The following is a 16,902-nucleotide window of genomic DNA, read 5'->3' on the forward strand; positions in this document are numbered from 1 at the left end:
ATCAAGGCGTGCCAACCAAGGTTGGCACCTTCCCATTGTTGTGATCAGCTCGGGCGCGAGGCGGCGAAGTCGAGCGTGACCCGGGTGCCGCGCGGTTCGCAGGGCTGGAACGTCAGGGTCCAGCCCAGGTGTTCGCAGAGACGCGCGATCAGCTCCAGGCCAATCCCGCCGCGGTCGGCGCGCTCGCCTCGCGCCAGGCGCGCATGTATCGCGGCGATCTCTTCCGGGCTCATGCCATGCCCCGGGTCCTGCAGGGTCAGCACGGCCTGTGCACTCAGGCTCATCTCGATATGGCCGCGCCCGCTGTTCTCGATGGCATTGCGTAGCAGGTTGCCAATGGCCGCCTGCACCACGGCCAGCGGCGCCACGATATCCACCGCGGCCGCCTGGATGCCGATGCTCAGGTCCTTGTCACCCAGCAGGTGGCGATGATCGTCAACGATGTCCGGCAGCAACTGATCCAGCGCGATGCGTTCTGCACGCGAACTCAGCCGTGCCGGATCCCGCGCCAGCACCAGCAGCAGCTCGATCAGTTCTTCCACCCCCTGCGCCGTGCGCAGCACCCGCTGCATCTGCTGGCGCGCGCGCTCGGGCAGGCCCGGCTGCTCCAGGGCCAGTTCGGCCGCGCCGGTCACCACCGCGATGGGCGTGCGCAGTTCATGGCTGACGGTGCTGATGAACACCCGTTCGCGTTCGACGAACTGTTCGTTGCGGTCCAGGTAATCGTTCAACGCATCGGCGATGGTGTGCAGCTCGGAACTGCCGCGCGGATCGACTGCGATGCGCTGGCCCTGCTCGCCTGGGCGCAGCGCGCCGATGTTGCGCGCCAGCAGGCTCAGTGGCCGCACCATGCGCTCCATGCCAAAGGACGCCATCATGACGGTGACGAAGATCATGATGATGCCGGCCAGCATCACCCAGCGCGTGGCGAACTGTTCCAGGTCGTGGAAATCGGTGATGTCCAGCGCCAGTGCGACGCGGCCCAGCGTGGGCGTGTCGCGCACCATCACGGCGGTTTCGCGGTCGCCGATCAGCACGCCATCATGCAGGCCAGGATGCAGCGTGCGCACGCTGTCGGGCAGGTTGGGCTGGCCGAAGCGGTACAGGCTGAGGGTGTCCGAATCCTGCCAGTGGTAATCCGGTTCGTGCCGGGTGTGTTCCAGGATGCTGTCCAGTTCGGAATTGAGCAGCGCGCGCCAGGCCGCATGTTCGGCGTGCTCGTGCACGTAGTTGCCCACGCTGAACACCGCCAGCGACAGCAGTGCCAGGTAGCCCAGCAGCCACCACACCACGCGGCGGTAGAGCGGGCCCGGCTTACGCGCGCGCGGCATCGCTGTCGTCCTCGGTCGCCGGGCTGGCGGCCAGCCGGTAGCCCACCCGCGGCAGGGTGTGGATCAGCTTGTCGGCGAAGGGGCCGTCCACGCTGCGGCGCAGTTCATACACGTGCGAGCGCAGCAGGTCGCCATCGGGCGGCTCGTCGCCCCACAGGGCGAATTCCAGCTGCTGGCGGGTGACTGCACCGGGGCTGGCGCGCATCAGCACCTCCAGCAGCTTGCGGCACGCCGGGTACAGGTGCAGCGCCTGCCCGCCACGCTGCGCTTCCAGAGTGGCCAGGTCCAGTACCAGATCGGCCACCTGCAGGCGCTTGCGCGGGTTGCGCCCATTGGCGCGCAGCAGCAGCGCTTCCAGCCGCACTTCCAGTTCCGGCAGGGCAAAGGGCTTGGTCAGGTAGTCATCGGCCCCGGCGCGGAAGCCGGCGATCTTGTCGGGCAGCTCGTCGCGGGCGGTCAGCATGATCACCGGCACTTCCGAACCGTGCTCGCTGCGCAGGCGGCGCAGCACTTCCGGGCCTTCCATGCGCGGCAGCATCCAGTCCAGGATGACCACGTCGTAGGGATGGCTGCCGGCCAGGTGCAGCCCGGTGATGCCATCGGGGGCCACGTCCAGCACATGTCCGCGCGACTCGAAGTAGTCGAACAGATTGGCCACCAGCTGACGGTTGTCTTCGATCACCAACAGGCGCATGCGCGGCAGGTCCACGGGAACTGGCCCCATGGTAGCCGTGCCCGTGTCGGAAAGCGGTCGGGATGGCGTCCTTCCGACAGCTTTCCCACGCCGCCCCGTGCACGCTGCGCGTTTTGCCCCGGAGCCTGCCGTGCCCGATTCCCTGCCCCGCCGCTGGCGCCTGCCGTTGCTCTGGCTGCTGGTAACCGTGGCCCTGGCGGCCGGGTTGGGGCTGCGCCAGCCGCAGCCGCCGGACGAGCCGCGTTTCGTGCTGGCCGCCCGCAGCATGGTCGACAGCGGGCAGTGGCTGCTGCCACACCGGGGAATCGAGCTGTACGCAGAGAAGCCGCCGGTGTTCATGTGGCTGCAGGCCGCCGCTTACCACGTGGTGGGCAGCTGGACGTGGTCGTTCCTGCTGCCGTCGCTGCTGGCGGCGCTGCTCAGCCTGTGGCTGGTGTCCGATCTGGCGCGCCGGCTGTGGTCGCCACGGCATTCCATGTACGCAGTGGCCGCGTTGTTCTGCACCCTGCAGTTCGGGTTGATGGCCAAGCGCGCGCAGATCGACATGGTGCTGGTGGGCATGACCACCGTGGCCCTGTGGGGCCTGCTTCGCCACCTGTGCGAAGGCCGCAACCTGCCCGCCCTGTGGCTGGCCGGTGTCGCCGCGGGTGTCGGCACGGTGACCAAGGGCGTGGGCTTCCTGCCCCTGTTGATGGTGCTGCCGTGGCTGGGCTGGCGGCTGTACCAGCGCCGCCGCGGGCGCGTGGTGGACGGCCCGCACCCGGCCACGCTGCTGTGGTTGCTGCCGGCGTTCCTGCTGGGCACGGCGGTCTGGCTGGCGCCGCTGGGGTGGGCACTGCTGCATGAGCCCAGCGCTGCGCTGCAATCGTATGCGCATGAGTTGCTGTTCAAGCAGACCGGCACCCGCTATGCCAACGCCTGGCACCATCGGCAGCCGGTCTGGTACTACCTGCAGGTGATCCTGACCCTGTGGCTGCCGGGCAGCCTGTTGCTGCCGCTGTTGTTCAAGCCGTGGTGGCGCCGCCTGCGCCGTGGAGACCGCCGCCCGTGGCTGCTGCTGGGCTGGGCCGTGCTGGTGCTGGCGTTCTTCAGCGCCAGCCCGGGCAAGCGCGAGGTCTACCTGCTGCCGATGCTGCCGGCGATGGCGCTGGCCGTGGCGCCGCTGCTGCCCGGCCTGCTGCGCCGGATCTGCGTGCGTCGCTATCTGTTCGGCTACAGCCTGCTGCTGATGTTGGCCACCGGCGTGCTCGGCGTCATGCTGATGACAGCGCACCCGTGGGCGGTGGCGCAGTTGCAGCGACGGGCGATGCCGGACACCCTGCTGCCGGTACTCGGCGAAGGGCTGCTGATCTTCGCCATCGCGCTGGCCACGCTGACCGTGTGGCTGCGGGTACGGCGTGCCGGGACCCTGATGCTGCTGGCCCACGGCATGCTGTGGATGCTCCATGGCCTGGTGCTGATGCCGGCACTGGATCCCTACGCATCCGCGTCGGCGCTGATGCATCGGGTTGGGACGCGGATCGGCCCGGATGCCGAACTGGCACTGGTCGCGTGGCGCGAACAGAACCTGCTGCAGGCCGACCGCCCCGTGCGCGAATTCGGTTTCAAACGGCCCTGGGCCGAGCAGTGGCATGACGCCGGTCCGTGGTTGGCCGAAGCACCGGAAAAGCGCTGGCTGCTGGTGCTGGACGCTGCGATGAGCCCGTGCGTGGATCCGGCCAGGGTGATCGACATCGGTGTTGCCAACCGCAATCGCTGGCAACTGCTGCCCGGCACGGCCTGGAATCCACAGTGCCATGCCGAGCGGATCGGCGCGACCACCGAAGAAGACTGAACGCAGGCACGCACCTGTCCTTCATTAACCCGCTACGAACGCGCGTCCGACCCTTCTCCGACATCCCGGTGCCGAGCATGGCGGCATATTCCGAAGCGCCCTTGCCTACATGCCCGTCCGCTCCTTTGATCCAGTCGCGCCGTCTGCGACATCGCCGTGGGTGTCACGCTTTGCGGTCACTCACCTCTGGCTGCCTGTCGCACTCGGGCTGCCCCTGTTCACCCTGCTGATGGGCTTCGGGGGCGACCAATGGCTGGCCGATCACCTGTTCCGCCTGGAGGGCGGCCACTGGGCATTGCAGGACGCATGGTTCACTCGCACCGTGGTGCACAAGGCCGGCAAGTGGCTGAGCACGGCAGCAGCACTGGTGGCGATGCTGCTGTGCTTCCATCACTGGCGCGTGGGGCGCGATCGCACACTGCGCTGGGCGCTGCTGTATGTGGTCGTTGCCATGGCGCTGGGCACCGGCGTGATTTCCCTGCTGAAGACGCTGGTGCCGATGGACTGCCCCTGGGACCTGCTGCGCTACGGCGGCGACCACCCCTTCATTGGGCTGTTTACCCTGCGCCCGGCTGGCATGGCCGCGCAGGCGTGTTTCCCGGCCGGCCACGCCAGCGCCGGATACGCGTGGTTCTGCCTGTACTTCTTCGCCCTGCTGTGGCGGCCGGCGTGGCGCTGGGCCGGGCTCTGGATCGGTCTGGGCAGCGGGTTGCTGTTCGGTATCAGCCAGCAACTGCGTGGCGCGCACTTCCTGTCGCATGACGTGGCCACCGCATTGATCTGCTGGCTGCTGTCGCTGGGTCTGTGCGTCCTGACCCGCCGCCACCTGGATCGCGCCCGCCGCACGGAGGCAGCCGCATGAACGCATCGGTCGAGCGCTCGCTGCGTCTGCCCTCGCTGTCTACCCTGCGGCAATGGCGGCCGCAGCTGTCCACCGAAGCACTGATCGCGCTTACCAGCCTGTTCTTCGCCGTCGCCGGCAATGCGTTGTTCTGGCACAGCGCCATGGCCAGCCACCCCGGCAGCCTGCGCTACGCGTTGTCACTGCTGATGCTGCTGCTGGGTGCGCACGGTGTACTGCTGGGGCTGCTGGTGTGGCGCTGGAACGCCAGGGTGGTGACCAGCGTGCTGCTGCTGGTGACCGCCTTGGCGGCGCACTACATGAGCCAGTTCCATATCTATCTGGATGCGGACATGCTGCGCAACGTGCTGGCCACCGACCCGAAGGAGAGCCGTGAGCTGATGACGGCATCCCTGCTGTGGCCGGTACTGTTGCTGGCGGTGCTGCCGATGGCGCTGCTGTGGCGGGTGGAACTGCGCCGCCGCAGCTGGAGCCGCACGCTGCTGTGGCGCACCGGCTTCCTGCTGGTGGCAGCGGCCACCGCGCTGGGCGGTGCGCTGCTGTCGTTCCAGGATGTCTCGGCCCTGATGCGCAACCAGCGCGAAGTGCGCTACCTGGCCACGCCCGCCAACGTTCTGCTGGGCCTGCCACGCGCCCTGCGCAGCGACAATCCGGTGCAGCGCGCACCGAAACTGCCGATCGGCACCGATGCGATGGCCACCCCGCGCGCGCCCACCAGCAAACCGCGACTGCTGGTGATCGTGATGGGCGAAACTCTGCGCGCGCAGAACTGGGGCCTCAACGGTGGGCGCAACACCACCCCCGAACTGGCGCAGGCGCCGGTGATCAATTTCCCCGACATGCATTCGTGCGGCACCAGCACCGAAGTGTCGCTGCCGTGCATGTACTCGCCGTGGGGCCGGCACGATTACGACGAGAAGAAGATCCGCGCGCACCAGTCGCTGTTGCACGTACTGAACCGCGCTGGCATCACGCCGCTGTGGCGCGACAACCAGTCCGGCTGCAAAGGCGTGTGCGAAGGCCTGGACTTCCAGTCGCTGGCCGACGCGACCACGCCAGGGTTATGCGCTGATGGCCGCTGCATGGACGAAATCCTGCTGCAGGACCTCGCTACGCAGGTGCGGGCAAAGCCCGGCGACCGCGTGGTCGTGCTGCACCAGCTGGGCAACCATGGCCCGGCGTATTTCGAGCGCTACCCGGCCGCCTTCCGCCGCTTCACTCCGACCTGCGACACGCGTGACATTGGCCAGTGCAGCCGCGAGCAGATCACCAACAGCTACGACAATGCGGTGCTGTACACCGATCATTTCCTGGCCAGGACGATCGGCACGCTGCAGGGGCTGGAGGATTACGACACGGCGATGATCTACCTGTCCGACCACGGTGAATCGCTGGGCGAAAAGGGCCTGTTCCTGCATGGCGTGCCCTACGCCATTGCCCCGGCCGAGCAGACCCGGGTACCGATGACGATGTGGTTCTCAGCGGGCTTCGCCCGCAGCCGCGGGCTGGACCTGCAGTGCGTACGCAGGCGTTCGGCGGCGTATACCGACCACGACAACCTGTTCCCGTCGGTGCTGGGACTGATGCAGGTGAAGACCGCCCTGTACGAACGCGACCGCGACGTGTTCGCCAGTTGCGAGAGTTGAGGGGGGGTCTGGCAGGGCTTGCAGCCCTGCACCCGCGCAGTGCAACGTCAACGTCAACGTCAAAAGCTGGGTATCCGTGGGGTGGCGGGGTGGGTCCGGTTGCGGGGGACGCCGCAAGTACGTCCCTGTAGGCTCGGTCGCGCCATCCATGGCGCTCACGCCCCCGCAACCGGACCCACCCCGCCTTCGACAGTTCGCTGCGATCTGTCGGAATGACGGGGTCGGATCCCGTTGCTGCGCAACGGGCTCCGACCCCAGATTTGTTTCGGTATCTGACAGATGTGTCGACCAAGGTCGACACCTACCAACAGCCGCGCGGAACAACAGGCGCCGTTACCAACAGCCGCGTGAACCTGTCCAAGGTGGGGCGGTGTCGGAGTGCGGGGTGTCCGCGGCATGGATGCCGCGGCCAAGCCCCCATGGATGGGTTAACGGCGTCCCCGCAATCCGACACCGCCCCGCCAACCCAGGGAAAGCCCGCTTTTGCCGTTGCCGTTGCATTGAGCGGGTGCAGGGCGCAGCCCTGCCCATCCCCGCCGAACCTTTGCCACTTGCGGTGGCTGCGGTCGCCCACTAGCCTTCGGCCGTCGTTCACCACCCAAGGACTACCCGTGAAACACCGCCATCTGCTGCTGGCCTCGGCTATCGCCGCCGCCACGCTGGCCCTGGTTGCCTGCAAGAAGGAAGCTACCCCCGGTTCTGAAGCCGCCGCCCCCAGCGCGCCGGCCGGGGAAACCGCCGACCAGTTCGTCGCCCGCATCAATGCCGAATACAAGGCGGCCTATCCGGAGATGACCTCGGCGCAGTGGCTGTCGTCCACCTACATCAACAGCGATTCCGAACGCATCGCCGCCAAGGCCAACGAACGGTCGCTGACCCAACTCAACAGCTGGATCGAGCAGGCCGGCAAGTTCGAAGGCCAGCCGATGAGCGAGGACAGCAAGCGCGCCATCCACCTGCTGAAGCTGATGTCGTCGATGCCGGCACCGCGCGATGCCGCCAAGCTGGCCCAGCTGACCCAGATCGCCACCCGCATGGAAGGCAGCTACGGCGCTGGCAAGTACTGCACCGACGCCAACGATCCGGCGTCCTGCCGCCAGCTGGGCGACCTGGAACAGGTGCTGTCGCGCAGCCGCGACTATGACAAGCAGCTGGACGCCTGGCAGGGCTGGCACAGCACCACCAAGGCCATGCGCGGTGACTACCAGCAGTTCGTCAGCCTGGTCAACGAAGGCGCCAAGGGCATGGGCTTCAGCGATGCCGGGCAGATGTGGCGCAGCGGCTACGACATGCCGCCGGAGCAGATCGGCCCGGAAACCGACCGCCTGTGGGAACAGGTCAAGCCGATGTACGAGCAGCTGCACTGCTACACCCGCGGCAAGCTGGACACGACCTATGGCAAGGACAAGGCCGAAGTGGGCAACGGCCTGATCGCCGCGCACCTGCTGGGCAACATGTGGCAGCAGGACTGGTCCAACCTGTGGGACCAGCTGGAGCCCTACCCCGGTGCCGGCAGCCTGGACATCACCGCCGCGCTGGAAAAGCAGTACCAGACCAACCTGAGCGCGGCGCTGGACAAGGCCGGCAAGGACGCCGATGTGACGGCGCGCTACAAGGCGCAGCGTGAGGCCGAGCTGCGCACCGCGCGGCAGATGACCGAACGCGCGCAGGACTTCTACGTCTCGCTGGGCATGCCCTCGCTGCCGCAGTCGTACTGGGAGCGGACCCAGTTCATCAAGCCCGACGACCGCGACGTGGTCTGCCACGCCAGTGCCTGGGACATGAACATGGAAGGCGACGTGCGCACCAAGATGTGCATCAAGCCCAACGAAGAAAACTTCACCACCATCTACCACGAGCTGGGCCACATCTATTACGACCTGGCCTACAACCCGCTGCCGCCGCTGTTCCAGGGCGGTGCCAACGATGGCTTCCATGAAGCAATCGGCGACACCATCGTGCTGGCGATGACGCCCAAGTACCTCAGCTCGATCGGCCTGGTCGATGCCCCGACCGAAAGCCGCGAAGCGGTCATCAACAACCAGATGCGCATGGCGCTGTCGGGCGTCTCGTTCCTGCCGTTCGGCCTGATGATCGATCGCTGGCGCTGGGGCGTGTTCGACGGTTCGATCACCCCGGACAACTACAACAAGGCCTGGTGGGACCTGAAGGCCAAGTACCAGGGCGTGGCCCCGGCCAGCGCCCGCGGCGAAGAGTTCTTCGATCCGGGCGCGAAGTACCACGTGCCGGGCAACACCCCGTACACCCGCTACTTCCTGGCGCGCATCCTGCAGTTCCAGTTCTACAAGGGCCTGTGCGATGCGGCCGGCTACAAGGGCCCGCTGCACGAGTGCACCTTCTACGGCAACAAGGAAGCCGGGCAGAAGTACTGGGCAATGCTGAGCAAGGGTGCCAGCCAGCCGTGGCAGGCCACCCTGAAGGAGCTGACCGGCAGTGACAAGCTCGATGCCGGCCCGATGATCGAATACTTCACCCCGGTCAACGAATGGCTGAAGCAGCAGAACCAGGGCCAGATGTGCGGCTGGCAGGCCAGCGCGGCACCGGCGAAGTAAAACAGGAAGGGGCGGATCCGCGAGGATCCGCCCCTTTCATGTGGTGTAGAGCCGAGCCATGCCCGGCTGGAACGCAATGCAGTCGAGCATGGCTCGACGCTACAAACGCAAGGAAGGCGTCAGCCCTTCTTCGCCGCCATCACCGCGGCCAGCTCGGCCTTGAACTCGTCGAAGGTCTGCCCCTTCTCGCTCACTTCGGCCTGCGCCGCATCGCGCAGGGCGTCGGAGTACATCAGGCGCACCGGCGTGCCATTGCGCTCGTGCAGCTCACCGGCCTGCATGATCATCGCCAGCACATGCGCGGCGCTGTGGGTCTGGCCGGCGATGCGGCCATCCATGCCCAGCACCCATTCGCCATCGCGGCGGACAATGCCGGCCAGCAGGGTCCGCTGCGGATCGCGCAGTTCGGCATGCGGTTCGACCGGCGCTGCCGTGGCCGCCGCCTTGTTGGCGGCCTGCTTTTCCTGGCGGCGACGCTGGTCGCGGCGGGTCTTGGAGGTGGTGGACATGGGGGTCGTATCGCACTGCAAGGGGGCGCAAGAATAACCCACCCCGCCCGCAGTGCCGCTTCACGCCAGCGGCGTCTGATCCTGCACCGGCACCTGCAGCGCGCGCTGGCGCAGGTGTTCCCAGTACCAGAACACGAAACCGGCGGCGAAGAACCCGGCCTGGCCCAGCGCCAGGTGCAGGGGGCTGGCGCTGAGCAGCGGCGACACCACGCCGGCCACCACGGTGCTGATCATCAGCTGCACGAAGGCCTGCAGCGACGAGGCCAGGCCGCGCTGGTGCGGGTACATGTCCAGCACCGCCAGGGCCAGGATCGGGAAGATCAGCGCCATGCCGGTGCCGCCCAGGAAGATCGGCAGCACCGCCCACGGCAGGGCCAGCTGCGACGCCAGCGCCACGTAACCGATGTTCAGCAGCGCCGACAGCGCGCACAGGGTGAAACCGATGCTGATCTGCCGGGTGGGCAGGGTCCGCCCGGCCATGCGCCCGGACAGGAACGAGCCCAGGGTCATGCCGCCGATGGTGGGAATGAACAGCCACGCGAAGCCGCCTTCGCCCAGGTGCAGGTGCTGCATCACGAACACCGGCGCCGAGGCGATATAGAGGAAAATGCCGCCGAAGTTGATGCTGCCGGCCAGTGCCAGGCGCAGGAAGCGCGGGTTGAAGCCGATGCGCACGTAGTCGCGCAGCAGGCCGCGCGGCGACAGCGGCACGCGCGCGTCCACCGGGTGGGTTTCGGGCAGGAAGCGGGCAGTGGCCACCAGCAGCAGCAGCGAGAACACCACCAGGAACCAGAAGATCAGCGGCCAGCCGGCGCCGCTGAGCAGGATCCAGCCACCGATGATCGGCGCGATGGCCGGGGCGATGCCGAACAGCATGGACACCTGGCTCATCAACCGCTGCGCGTCATGGCCGTGGTACAGATCGCGGATGACCGCGCGGCCGACGATCATGCCCACGCCGGCCGACAGGCCCTGCACGGCGCGGAACACCAGCAGCGTGCTCAGATCGGTGGACAGCGCGCAGCCCACCGAGGCGCCGACGAACACCACCAGGCCCCCCAGGATCACCCGCTTGCGCCCCCAGGCGTCGGACAGCGGGCCGTGGGCCAGGCTCATCAGGCCGTAGAACAGCAGGTACACGCTGATGGTCTGCTGCACCGCCACTTCATCCACGGCCAGGCGCTGGGCCAGCTGCGGGAAGGCCGGGAAGATGGTGTCGATGGAGAACGGCCCGAACATGGCCAGGCCGGCCAGCAGCAGGGCCATGCGACGGGTGGAAGGTGCAACGGCGGCGGTCATCAGCGGGCGTCCGGCAGGGCCGTGCGCAGGATGCACGGCGGGCGCCGATCCCCTGTGGCAGGGACAGCGCCAGATGAATACGAGAGTCCGCCCATGATAGGCGCCCGGGGCCGCCGATACCATGGATGAACGTACACCCGGACCGCCCGGGCCATCCTCCATTCAGCCCCATCAACAGGCCAGCGACCCGCTGCGCCCGGCCGGCAACCGGCTATAATCGGCGGGCAACACGGTGGGAGAAGCGGAACACCGCTGCCGAAGGCGCAACGCCCGTAATCGCTCAGGCCCGATACCACCCGTAACACAACTCTGGAGAGACCGGTTCGATCCGGCGCCGAAGGGGCACGAAGCTGCGGTTTCCCGCGCTTTTAAACTCTCAGGCAAAAGGACAGAGGGGCGCCCCGCAGACCGCCGACCGGCGGCTTGTGCCCGTGCGTGTGCCCTTCCCTGACGGATCCTTCGCCATGTCCCAGAACACCCCCTCCCTGCGTGAGCTCGAGCACCACAGCGCGTTCGTGGAACGCCACATCGGCCCCAACGACGCCGAGATCGCGCAGATGCTCGACGTGGTCGGCCACGCCACGCTGGATGCGATGACCGACGCCATCGTGCCGGCGAAGATCAAGTCGCCCGCGCCGCTGGCGCTGCCCGAATCGATCACCGAAGTGCAGGCACTGGCCAAGATCCGCGCGATCGCCGACAAGAACACCGTGCTGCGCAGCTTCATCGGCCAGGGCTACTACGGCACCCACACGCCGAACGTGATCCTGCGCAACATCCTGGAAAACCCGGCCTGGTACACCGCCTACACCCCGTACCAGGCGGAAATCTCGCAGGGCCGCATGGAAGCGCTGATCAACTTCCAGACCCTGTGCGCCGACCTGACCGGCATGGAAATCGCCAACGCCTCGCTGCTGGACGAAGCCACCGCCGCCGCCGAAGCGATGACCCTGGCCAAGCGTTCGGCCAAGTCGAAGTCGGACACCTTCTTCGTGCACGACGCCGTGCACCCGCAGACCCTGGAACTGCTGCGCACGCGCGCCGAGCCCATGGGCATCGTGCTGCGCGTGGGCACCCCGGCCGAAGCGCTGGAAGCCGAAGCGTTCGGCCTGCTGCTGCAGTACCCGGACACCTTCGGCCAGGTGGGCGACTACAAGGCACTGGTGGACGCCGTGCACGCACGCGGCGGCCTGGTGGCCGTGGCCACCGACCTGCTGGCGCTGACCCTGCTGGCCGCCCCCGGCGAATGGGGCGCGGACATCGTGGTCGGCAACAGCCAGCGCTTCGGCGTGCCGTTCGGCTTCGGCGGCCCGCATGCGGCCTTCATGGCCTGCCGCGATGCCTACAAGCGCTCGATGCCGGGCCGCCTGATCGGCGTGTCCATCGATGCGCAGGGCAACCCGGCCTACCGCCTGACCCTGCAGACCCGCGAGCAGCACATCCGCCGCGAGAAGGCCACCTCCAACATCTGCACCGCGCAGGTGCTGCTGGCGGTGATGGCGTCCATGTACGCCGTCTACCACGGCCCCGACGGCCTGACCCGCATCGCCCGCCGCACCCACCGCCTGGCCTCGATCCTGGCCGCGGCGCTGCGCACGGTCGGCGTGCAGGTCGGTGGCGACTTCTTCGACACCCTGCACATCACCGGCGTGCACGCCGATGAGATCCACGCCAAGGCGCGCGCCGCCGGCTACAACCTGCGCGCGATCGACAGCGACTCGGTGGGCATCAGCCTGGACGAGACCACCACCCGCGCCGATATCGTGGCCCTGGCCGCCGTGTTCGGTGCCGGCCTGGACGTGGAAGCGCTCGATGCCAGCACCGCCGATGCGCTGCCGTCCGGCCTGCTGCGCCAGTCCGCGTTCCTGACCCACCCGGTGTTCAACACCCACCACAGCGAGCACGAGCTGCTGCGCTACCTGCGTTCGCTGGCCGACAAGGACCTGGCGATGGACCGCACGATGATCCCGCTGGGCTCGTGCACCATGAAGCTCAATGCCACCGCCGAGATGATCCCGGTCACCTGGCCGGAGTTCTCGCAGATCCATCCGCTGGTGCCGGCCGACCAGGCGCTGGGCTACAAGGAACTGATCGAATCGCTGGAAGCGATGCTGGTGGAATGCACCGGCTACGATGCCGTCAGCCTGCAGCCGAACTCCGGCGCGCAGGGTGAGTACGCCGGCCTGCTGGCGATCCGCGCCTACCACCGCTCGCGCGGCGAAGGCCACCGCGACATCTGCCTGATTCCGGATTCGGCGCACGGTACCAACCCGGCCTCGGCGCAGATGTGCGGCATGAAAGTCGTGGTCACCAAGACCGATGCCAACGGCAACGTCGATGTCGAAGACATCCGCATCAATGCCGAGAAGTACAGCGACCGTCTGGCCGCGATCATGATCACCTACCCGTCCACGCACGGCGTGTTCGAGGAGGAAGTGGTCGAGATCTGCGAGATCATCCACCAGCACGGCGGCCAGGTGTACACCGACGGCGCCAACATGAACGCCCTGGTGGGCGTGGCCAAGCCGGGCAAGTGGGGTTCGGACGTGTCCCATCTGAACCTGCACAAGACCTTCTGCATTCCGCACGGCGGCGGCGGCCCGGGCGTCGGCCCGTGCGCGGTGAAGGAACACCTGGCGCCGTTCCTGCCGGGCAAGCTGGGCGACAACGGCCCGGTGGGCATGGTCAGCGCGGCCAGCTTCGGCAGCGCCTCGATCCTGCCGATCAGCTGGATGTACATCGCCATGATGGGGACCGAAGGCCTGCGCAAGGCCACCCAGGTGGCCCAGCTCAACGCCAACTACATCGCCAAGCGCCTGGCCCCGCACTTCAAGACCCTGTACACCGGCCGCAACGGCCTGGTGGCGCACGAGTGCATCCTGGACGTGCGTCCGCTGGAAAAGACCAGCGGCGTGGGTGCCGAGGACGTGGCCAAGCGCCTGATCGACTTCGGCTTCCATGCCCCCACCCTGAGCTTCCCGGTGGCCGGCACGCTGATGGTCGAACCGACCGAAAGCGAATCGCTGCATGAGCTGGATCGCTTCATCGACGCGATGATCCAGATCCGCGAGGAAATCCGCGCGATCGAAGACGGCCGCCTGGACCGCGAGGACAACCCGCTGAAGAACGCCCCGCACACCGCCACCGCGGTCACGGCCAGCGAGTGGACCCACGCCTACCCGCGCGAACTGGCGGCCTTCCCGCTGCCCAGCCTGAAGCTGCAGAAGTACTGGCCGCCGGTGGCACGCGTGGACAACGTGTACGGCGACAAGAACGTGATGTGCGCCTGCATCCCGGTCGATGCCTACAAGGACGACGAAGTCGAGGCATGATCGACAAACGGCCCGCGCAAGCGGGCCGTTTTCGTTTACGGTAGCGCCGGGCCGTGCCCGGCGAGCGCAGCGGCTGATCCGGTCACGGGTCCGGCATCTGCCCCAGGCTCAACTGCCAGGACACACCGAAACGGTCCTGCACCCAGCCATAGCGGTTGCTGAAATCGTAATCGCCCACCGGCATCAGCCAGTGCCCGCCCTCGCCCAGCACGCGCGCGGCGCGCTCGAACTGCTCGGCCCCGGAACATTCCACGAACAGGGATATGGACGGGCTGAAGGTGAACTCGTGCACGTCCAGGCTGTCGAAGCACAGGTAATGGGTGCCGCCCAGCAGGAAGATCGCCTGCCGCACCTGCCCCGGCACGCCCGCGCCGGCGCCTTCTGGATGGCGCTGCAGGGCGAGCAGCCGGAAATCGGCGAAGGCTTCGGCGTACAGGGCCAAGGCGGCTTCGGCCTGGCCGGTGAACATCAGGAAGGGACGGCTGCGCAGCATGCGGTGCTCCTGTTCGACGGGCCACGCAGGGCCCAGGCGATCAGGATGGCATTGCCGATGTAGGCACCATGTATCGGTAGCGCCGGGCCGCGCCCGGCGGCATCCATCCGAACGCGGCGATCAGGCCTGCCGCAGACGCCGTGCGATCGCGCTGCCGGCGGCGATGGTCACCGTCAGCGCCACCATCGACAGGAACTGCAGACGGGTCTGCGCTTCACTGAGCAGCAGGCCGAAGATCAGCGCCAGGATGGCCAGCGCGCACACCGTCAGCCACGGGAAGCCGGCCATGCGGAACGGCAGGCGCGTGCCCAGGCGGTCGGCACGGCGGCGCAGCACCAGCTGCGAAACCAGCGACAGGGTCCACACCAGCAGGCAGGTGGAGCCGACGATGTTCAGCAGTACCGGCAGCACCTTGTCCGGGAACAGCAGTTCCATGATGGTGGCGGCAAAGCCGAACAGCACGCTGGCCAGCACGGCGATCACCGGCACCTGGCGCGGGTCGGTCCAGCCCAGCACGGCCGGCGCTTCGCGGCGCTGGGCCAGCGAGAAGATCATGCGCGAGGCGCCGTACAGGTTGGCGTTGAGCGCCGACAGCAGGGCAATGACCGCGATCAGGGTGATGGCCGTGGCCGCGCCGGGAATATTGGCCACCTGCAGCACGGCCGCGAACGGCGATTTCAGCGACTCGCTGTTCCACGGCACCACCGCGATGATGACGCTGAGCGAGCCGATGTAGAACACCAGGATGCGCCAGGCCACGGTACGGATGGCACGCGCAATGCTGCGTTCGGGATCTTCGGTTTCTGCTGCGGCCACTGCCACGATCTCGGTGCCGCCAAAGGCGAACACCACCACCAGCAGGGCCGCACCAATGCCGGCCAGGCCCTTGGGTGCAAAGCCGCCGTGCTCGGTGAAATTACTCAGCCCCGGCGAGGCGACCTGCGGCAGCCAGCCCATCAGCAGGGCAATGCCGATGGCGATGAAGGCCAGGATCGCGGCCACCTTCAGGATGGCGAACCAGAACTCGAACTCGCCGAAGTTCTTCACCCCCAGCAGGTTGATGGCGGTGAAGAACAACATGAAGGCCAGGGCGGCCATCGGCACGGGAATGACCGGCCAGACGGTGGCCAGCAGGCCGGCCGCGCCCACCGCCTCGGCGGCGATCACGATCACCAGCTGCACCCACCACAACCAGCCTACGGTGGCACCGGCGGTGGCCCCCATCGCATCGGCGGCGTACACCGAGAATGCACCGCTGGTCGGCTTGGCCGCGGCCATCTCGCCCAGCGCGTTCATCACGATGATCACCAGCGCACCGGCCACCAGGTAGGACACCAGCACCGCCGGGCCGGCCGCCTGCACGCCGACACCGGAGCCCAGGAACAGACCGGCGCCGATCGCGCTGCCCAGGCCCATCATGATCAGCTGGCGCGGCTTGAGCGAATGGCCCAGGCGCGAGGTCGAAGCGGTCGAAGAAGGGTTGGCGGGCATCGGCAGGGCTGGCGGCGGCTACAGGGGCGACACCTTACATTGTCGCCTACCCGCCGGGATAGGCACAGTGCAGCAGGGCGCTCAGGCCGGCAGCGGCTCGCCGATGCGGGCGCGGTAGGCGCGCGGCGAAAAACCGGTTTCCGCCTTGAATTTGCGGGTGAAGGCGCTCTGGTCGCTGAATCCACAGGCCTGGCCGATACAGGCGATGCTGTCCTGCCCGTGCAGCAGGTGCATGGCCATCTGGATGCGCAGCCGGGTCAACACCTGCTGCGGGGTCATCTGGAACACCTTGCGGAAGCTGCGCTCCAGCTTGGACAGCGAGAAGCCGGTGATGTCCAGCAGGGTCTGCATGCGCACGTTCTCGGCGTAATGCGCGTTCAGATGGGCCAGCGCCAGCCGCAGCTGTTCGTACTGGGCGCCCAGGCTGTCCTTCTGCCCCAGGTCGCGGGAAATGCCGATCAAGCCCTGGATCTGCCCGTCCACCAGCAGCGGTCGCTTGCAGGTCAGGCACCAGCCCGGCTCGCGGTTGGCGAACAGGTGCAGCTCCATCAGGTTCTCGATCACCTCACCGCCCAGCACGCGCGCGTCCTGGTCCACGTAATCGGCGCTCAGGCCGGTGGGATAGATCTCGGCGGCGGTGCGCCCGATCACATCCTTGCGCGCACGCAGCCCCAACCGCCGCAGCATGGTCTGGTTGACGTGGGTATAGCGCCCCTGCCGGTCTTTCATGAAGAACAGCACGTCCGGAATGGCGTCGAACAGGGCTTCGATGTCGGTGGGCTCGACTCGCATGCGGCAAGCATACCCGAGGCGGGTTTTGCCTGTACGTTCACCCGCG

Annotated in this window: 12 protein-coding genes and 1 riboswitch; of the genes, 5 read left to right on the forward strand and 7 right to left on the reverse strand. The window is 67.6% G+C overall.

What is annotated here, in order from left to right; all coding sequences use genetic code 11:
- Window positions 1-44: 44 nt before the first annotated feature.
- Complete coding sequence (locus AC06FA_RS12385; RefSeq protein WP_478068561.1) at window positions 45-1,331, reverse strand: sensor histidine kinase; 1,287 nt, start codon at window positions 1,329-1,331, stop codon at window positions 45-47.
- Window positions 1,315-2,025 carry a response regulator transcription factor gene (locus tag AC06FA_RS12390; RefSeq protein ID WP_478068562.1) on the reverse strand — a complete coding sequence of 237 codons (711 nt, stop codon included), beginning with the start codon at window positions 2,023-2,025 and terminating at the stop codon, window positions 1,315-1,317. The genes AC06FA_RS12385 and AC06FA_RS12390 overlap by 17 nt, the downstream gene beginning before the upstream one ends.
- Window positions 2,026-2,155: 130 nt before the next feature.
- Between AC06FA_RS12390 and AC06FA_RS12395 the strand changes: the two genes are divergently transcribed.
- From AC06FA_RS12395 to AC06FA_RS12410, 4 genes are all read left to right on the forward strand, one after another.
- A complete protein-coding gene (locus AC06FA_RS12395; protein WP_478068563.1) occupies window positions 2,156-3,859 on the forward strand; it encodes an ArnT family glycosyltransferase in 1,704 nt (567 codons plus the stop codon).
- A 109-nt stretch (window positions 3,860-3,968) separates the two neighbouring features.
- Complete coding sequence (locus tag AC06FA_RS12400; protein ID WP_478068564.1) at window positions 3,969-4,721, forward strand: phosphatase PAP2 family protein; 753 nt, start codon at window positions 3,969-3,971, stop codon at window positions 4,719-4,721.
- Window positions 4,718-6,367: a phosphoethanolamine transferase gene (locus AC06FA_RS12405; protein WP_478068565.1), complete on the forward strand. Its 1,650-nt coding sequence runs from the start codon at window positions 4,718-4,720 to the stop codon at window positions 6,365-6,367. Before AC06FA_RS12400 ends, AC06FA_RS12405 begins: the two co-directional genes overlap by 4 nt.
- A 611-nt stretch (window positions 6,368-6,978) precedes the next feature.
- On the forward strand, window positions 6,979-8,940 hold the full coding sequence (locus AC06FA_RS12410) for a M2 family metallopeptidase (RefSeq protein ID WP_478068566.1): 1,962 nt from the start codon (window positions 6,979-6,981) through the stop codon (window positions 8,938-8,940).
- Between the two features lie 119 nt (window positions 8,941-9,059).
- Here AC06FA_RS12410 and AC06FA_RS12415 read toward each other — a convergent pair whose 3' ends face one another.
- Entirely contained in the window at window positions 9,060-9,449 is a 390-nt protein-coding gene (locus AC06FA_RS12415; protein ID WP_478068567.1) for a hypothetical protein, read from the reverse strand.
- Between the two features lie 60 nt (window positions 9,450-9,509).
- Window positions 9,510-10,748 (reverse strand): multidrug effflux MFS transporter, encoded by a 1,239-nt coding sequence (locus tag AC06FA_RS12420; RefSeq protein WP_478068568.1) that lies wholly within the window; start codon window positions 10,746-10,748, stop codon window positions 9,510-9,512.
- Window positions 10,749-11,047: 299 nt separating this feature from the next.
- Window positions 11,048-11,150, forward strand: a riboswitch (glycine riboswitch).
- 62 nt (window positions 11,151-11,212) lie between these two features.
- On the opposite strand from AC06FA_RS12420, the gene gcvP reads away from it, so the two are divergent.
- The gene (gene gcvP / locus AC06FA_RS12425) at window positions 11,213-14,080 is read left to right on the forward strand and encodes an aminomethyl-transferring glycine dehydrogenase (RefSeq protein WP_478068569.1); all 2,868 of its coding nucleotides are present in this window, start codon (window positions 11,213-11,215) and stop codon (window positions 14,078-14,080) included.
- An 82-nt stretch (window positions 14,081-14,162) separates the two neighbouring features.
- On the opposite strand, the gene AC06FA_RS12430 is transcribed toward gcvP, so the two are convergent.
- The 3 genes from AC06FA_RS12430 to AC06FA_RS12440 all read right to left on the reverse strand — a co-directional run bounded on the left by AC06FA_RS12430 (window position 14,163) and on the right by AC06FA_RS12440 (window position 16,856).
- On the reverse strand, window positions 14,163-14,573 hold the full coding sequence (locus tag AC06FA_RS12430) for a VOC family protein (protein WP_478068570.1): 411 nt from the start codon (window positions 14,571-14,573) through the stop codon (window positions 14,163-14,165).
- Window positions 14,574-14,693: 120 nt separating this feature from the next.
- Window positions 14,694-16,064 (reverse strand): amino acid permease, encoded by a 1,371-nt coding sequence (locus tag AC06FA_RS12435; RefSeq protein WP_478068571.1) that lies wholly within the window; start codon window positions 16,062-16,064, stop codon window positions 14,694-14,696.
- Between the two features lie 81 nt (window positions 16,065-16,145).
- Window positions 16,146-16,856, reverse strand: a complete 711-nt coding sequence (locus AC06FA_RS12440) for an AraC family transcriptional regulator (protein ID WP_108750733.1) — start codon at window positions 16,854-16,856, stop codon at window positions 16,146-16,148.
- Between the last annotated feature and the right edge of the window lie 46 nt (window positions 16,857-16,902).

This window comes from Stenotrophomonas sp. Steno-C17, assembly GCF_056393165.1.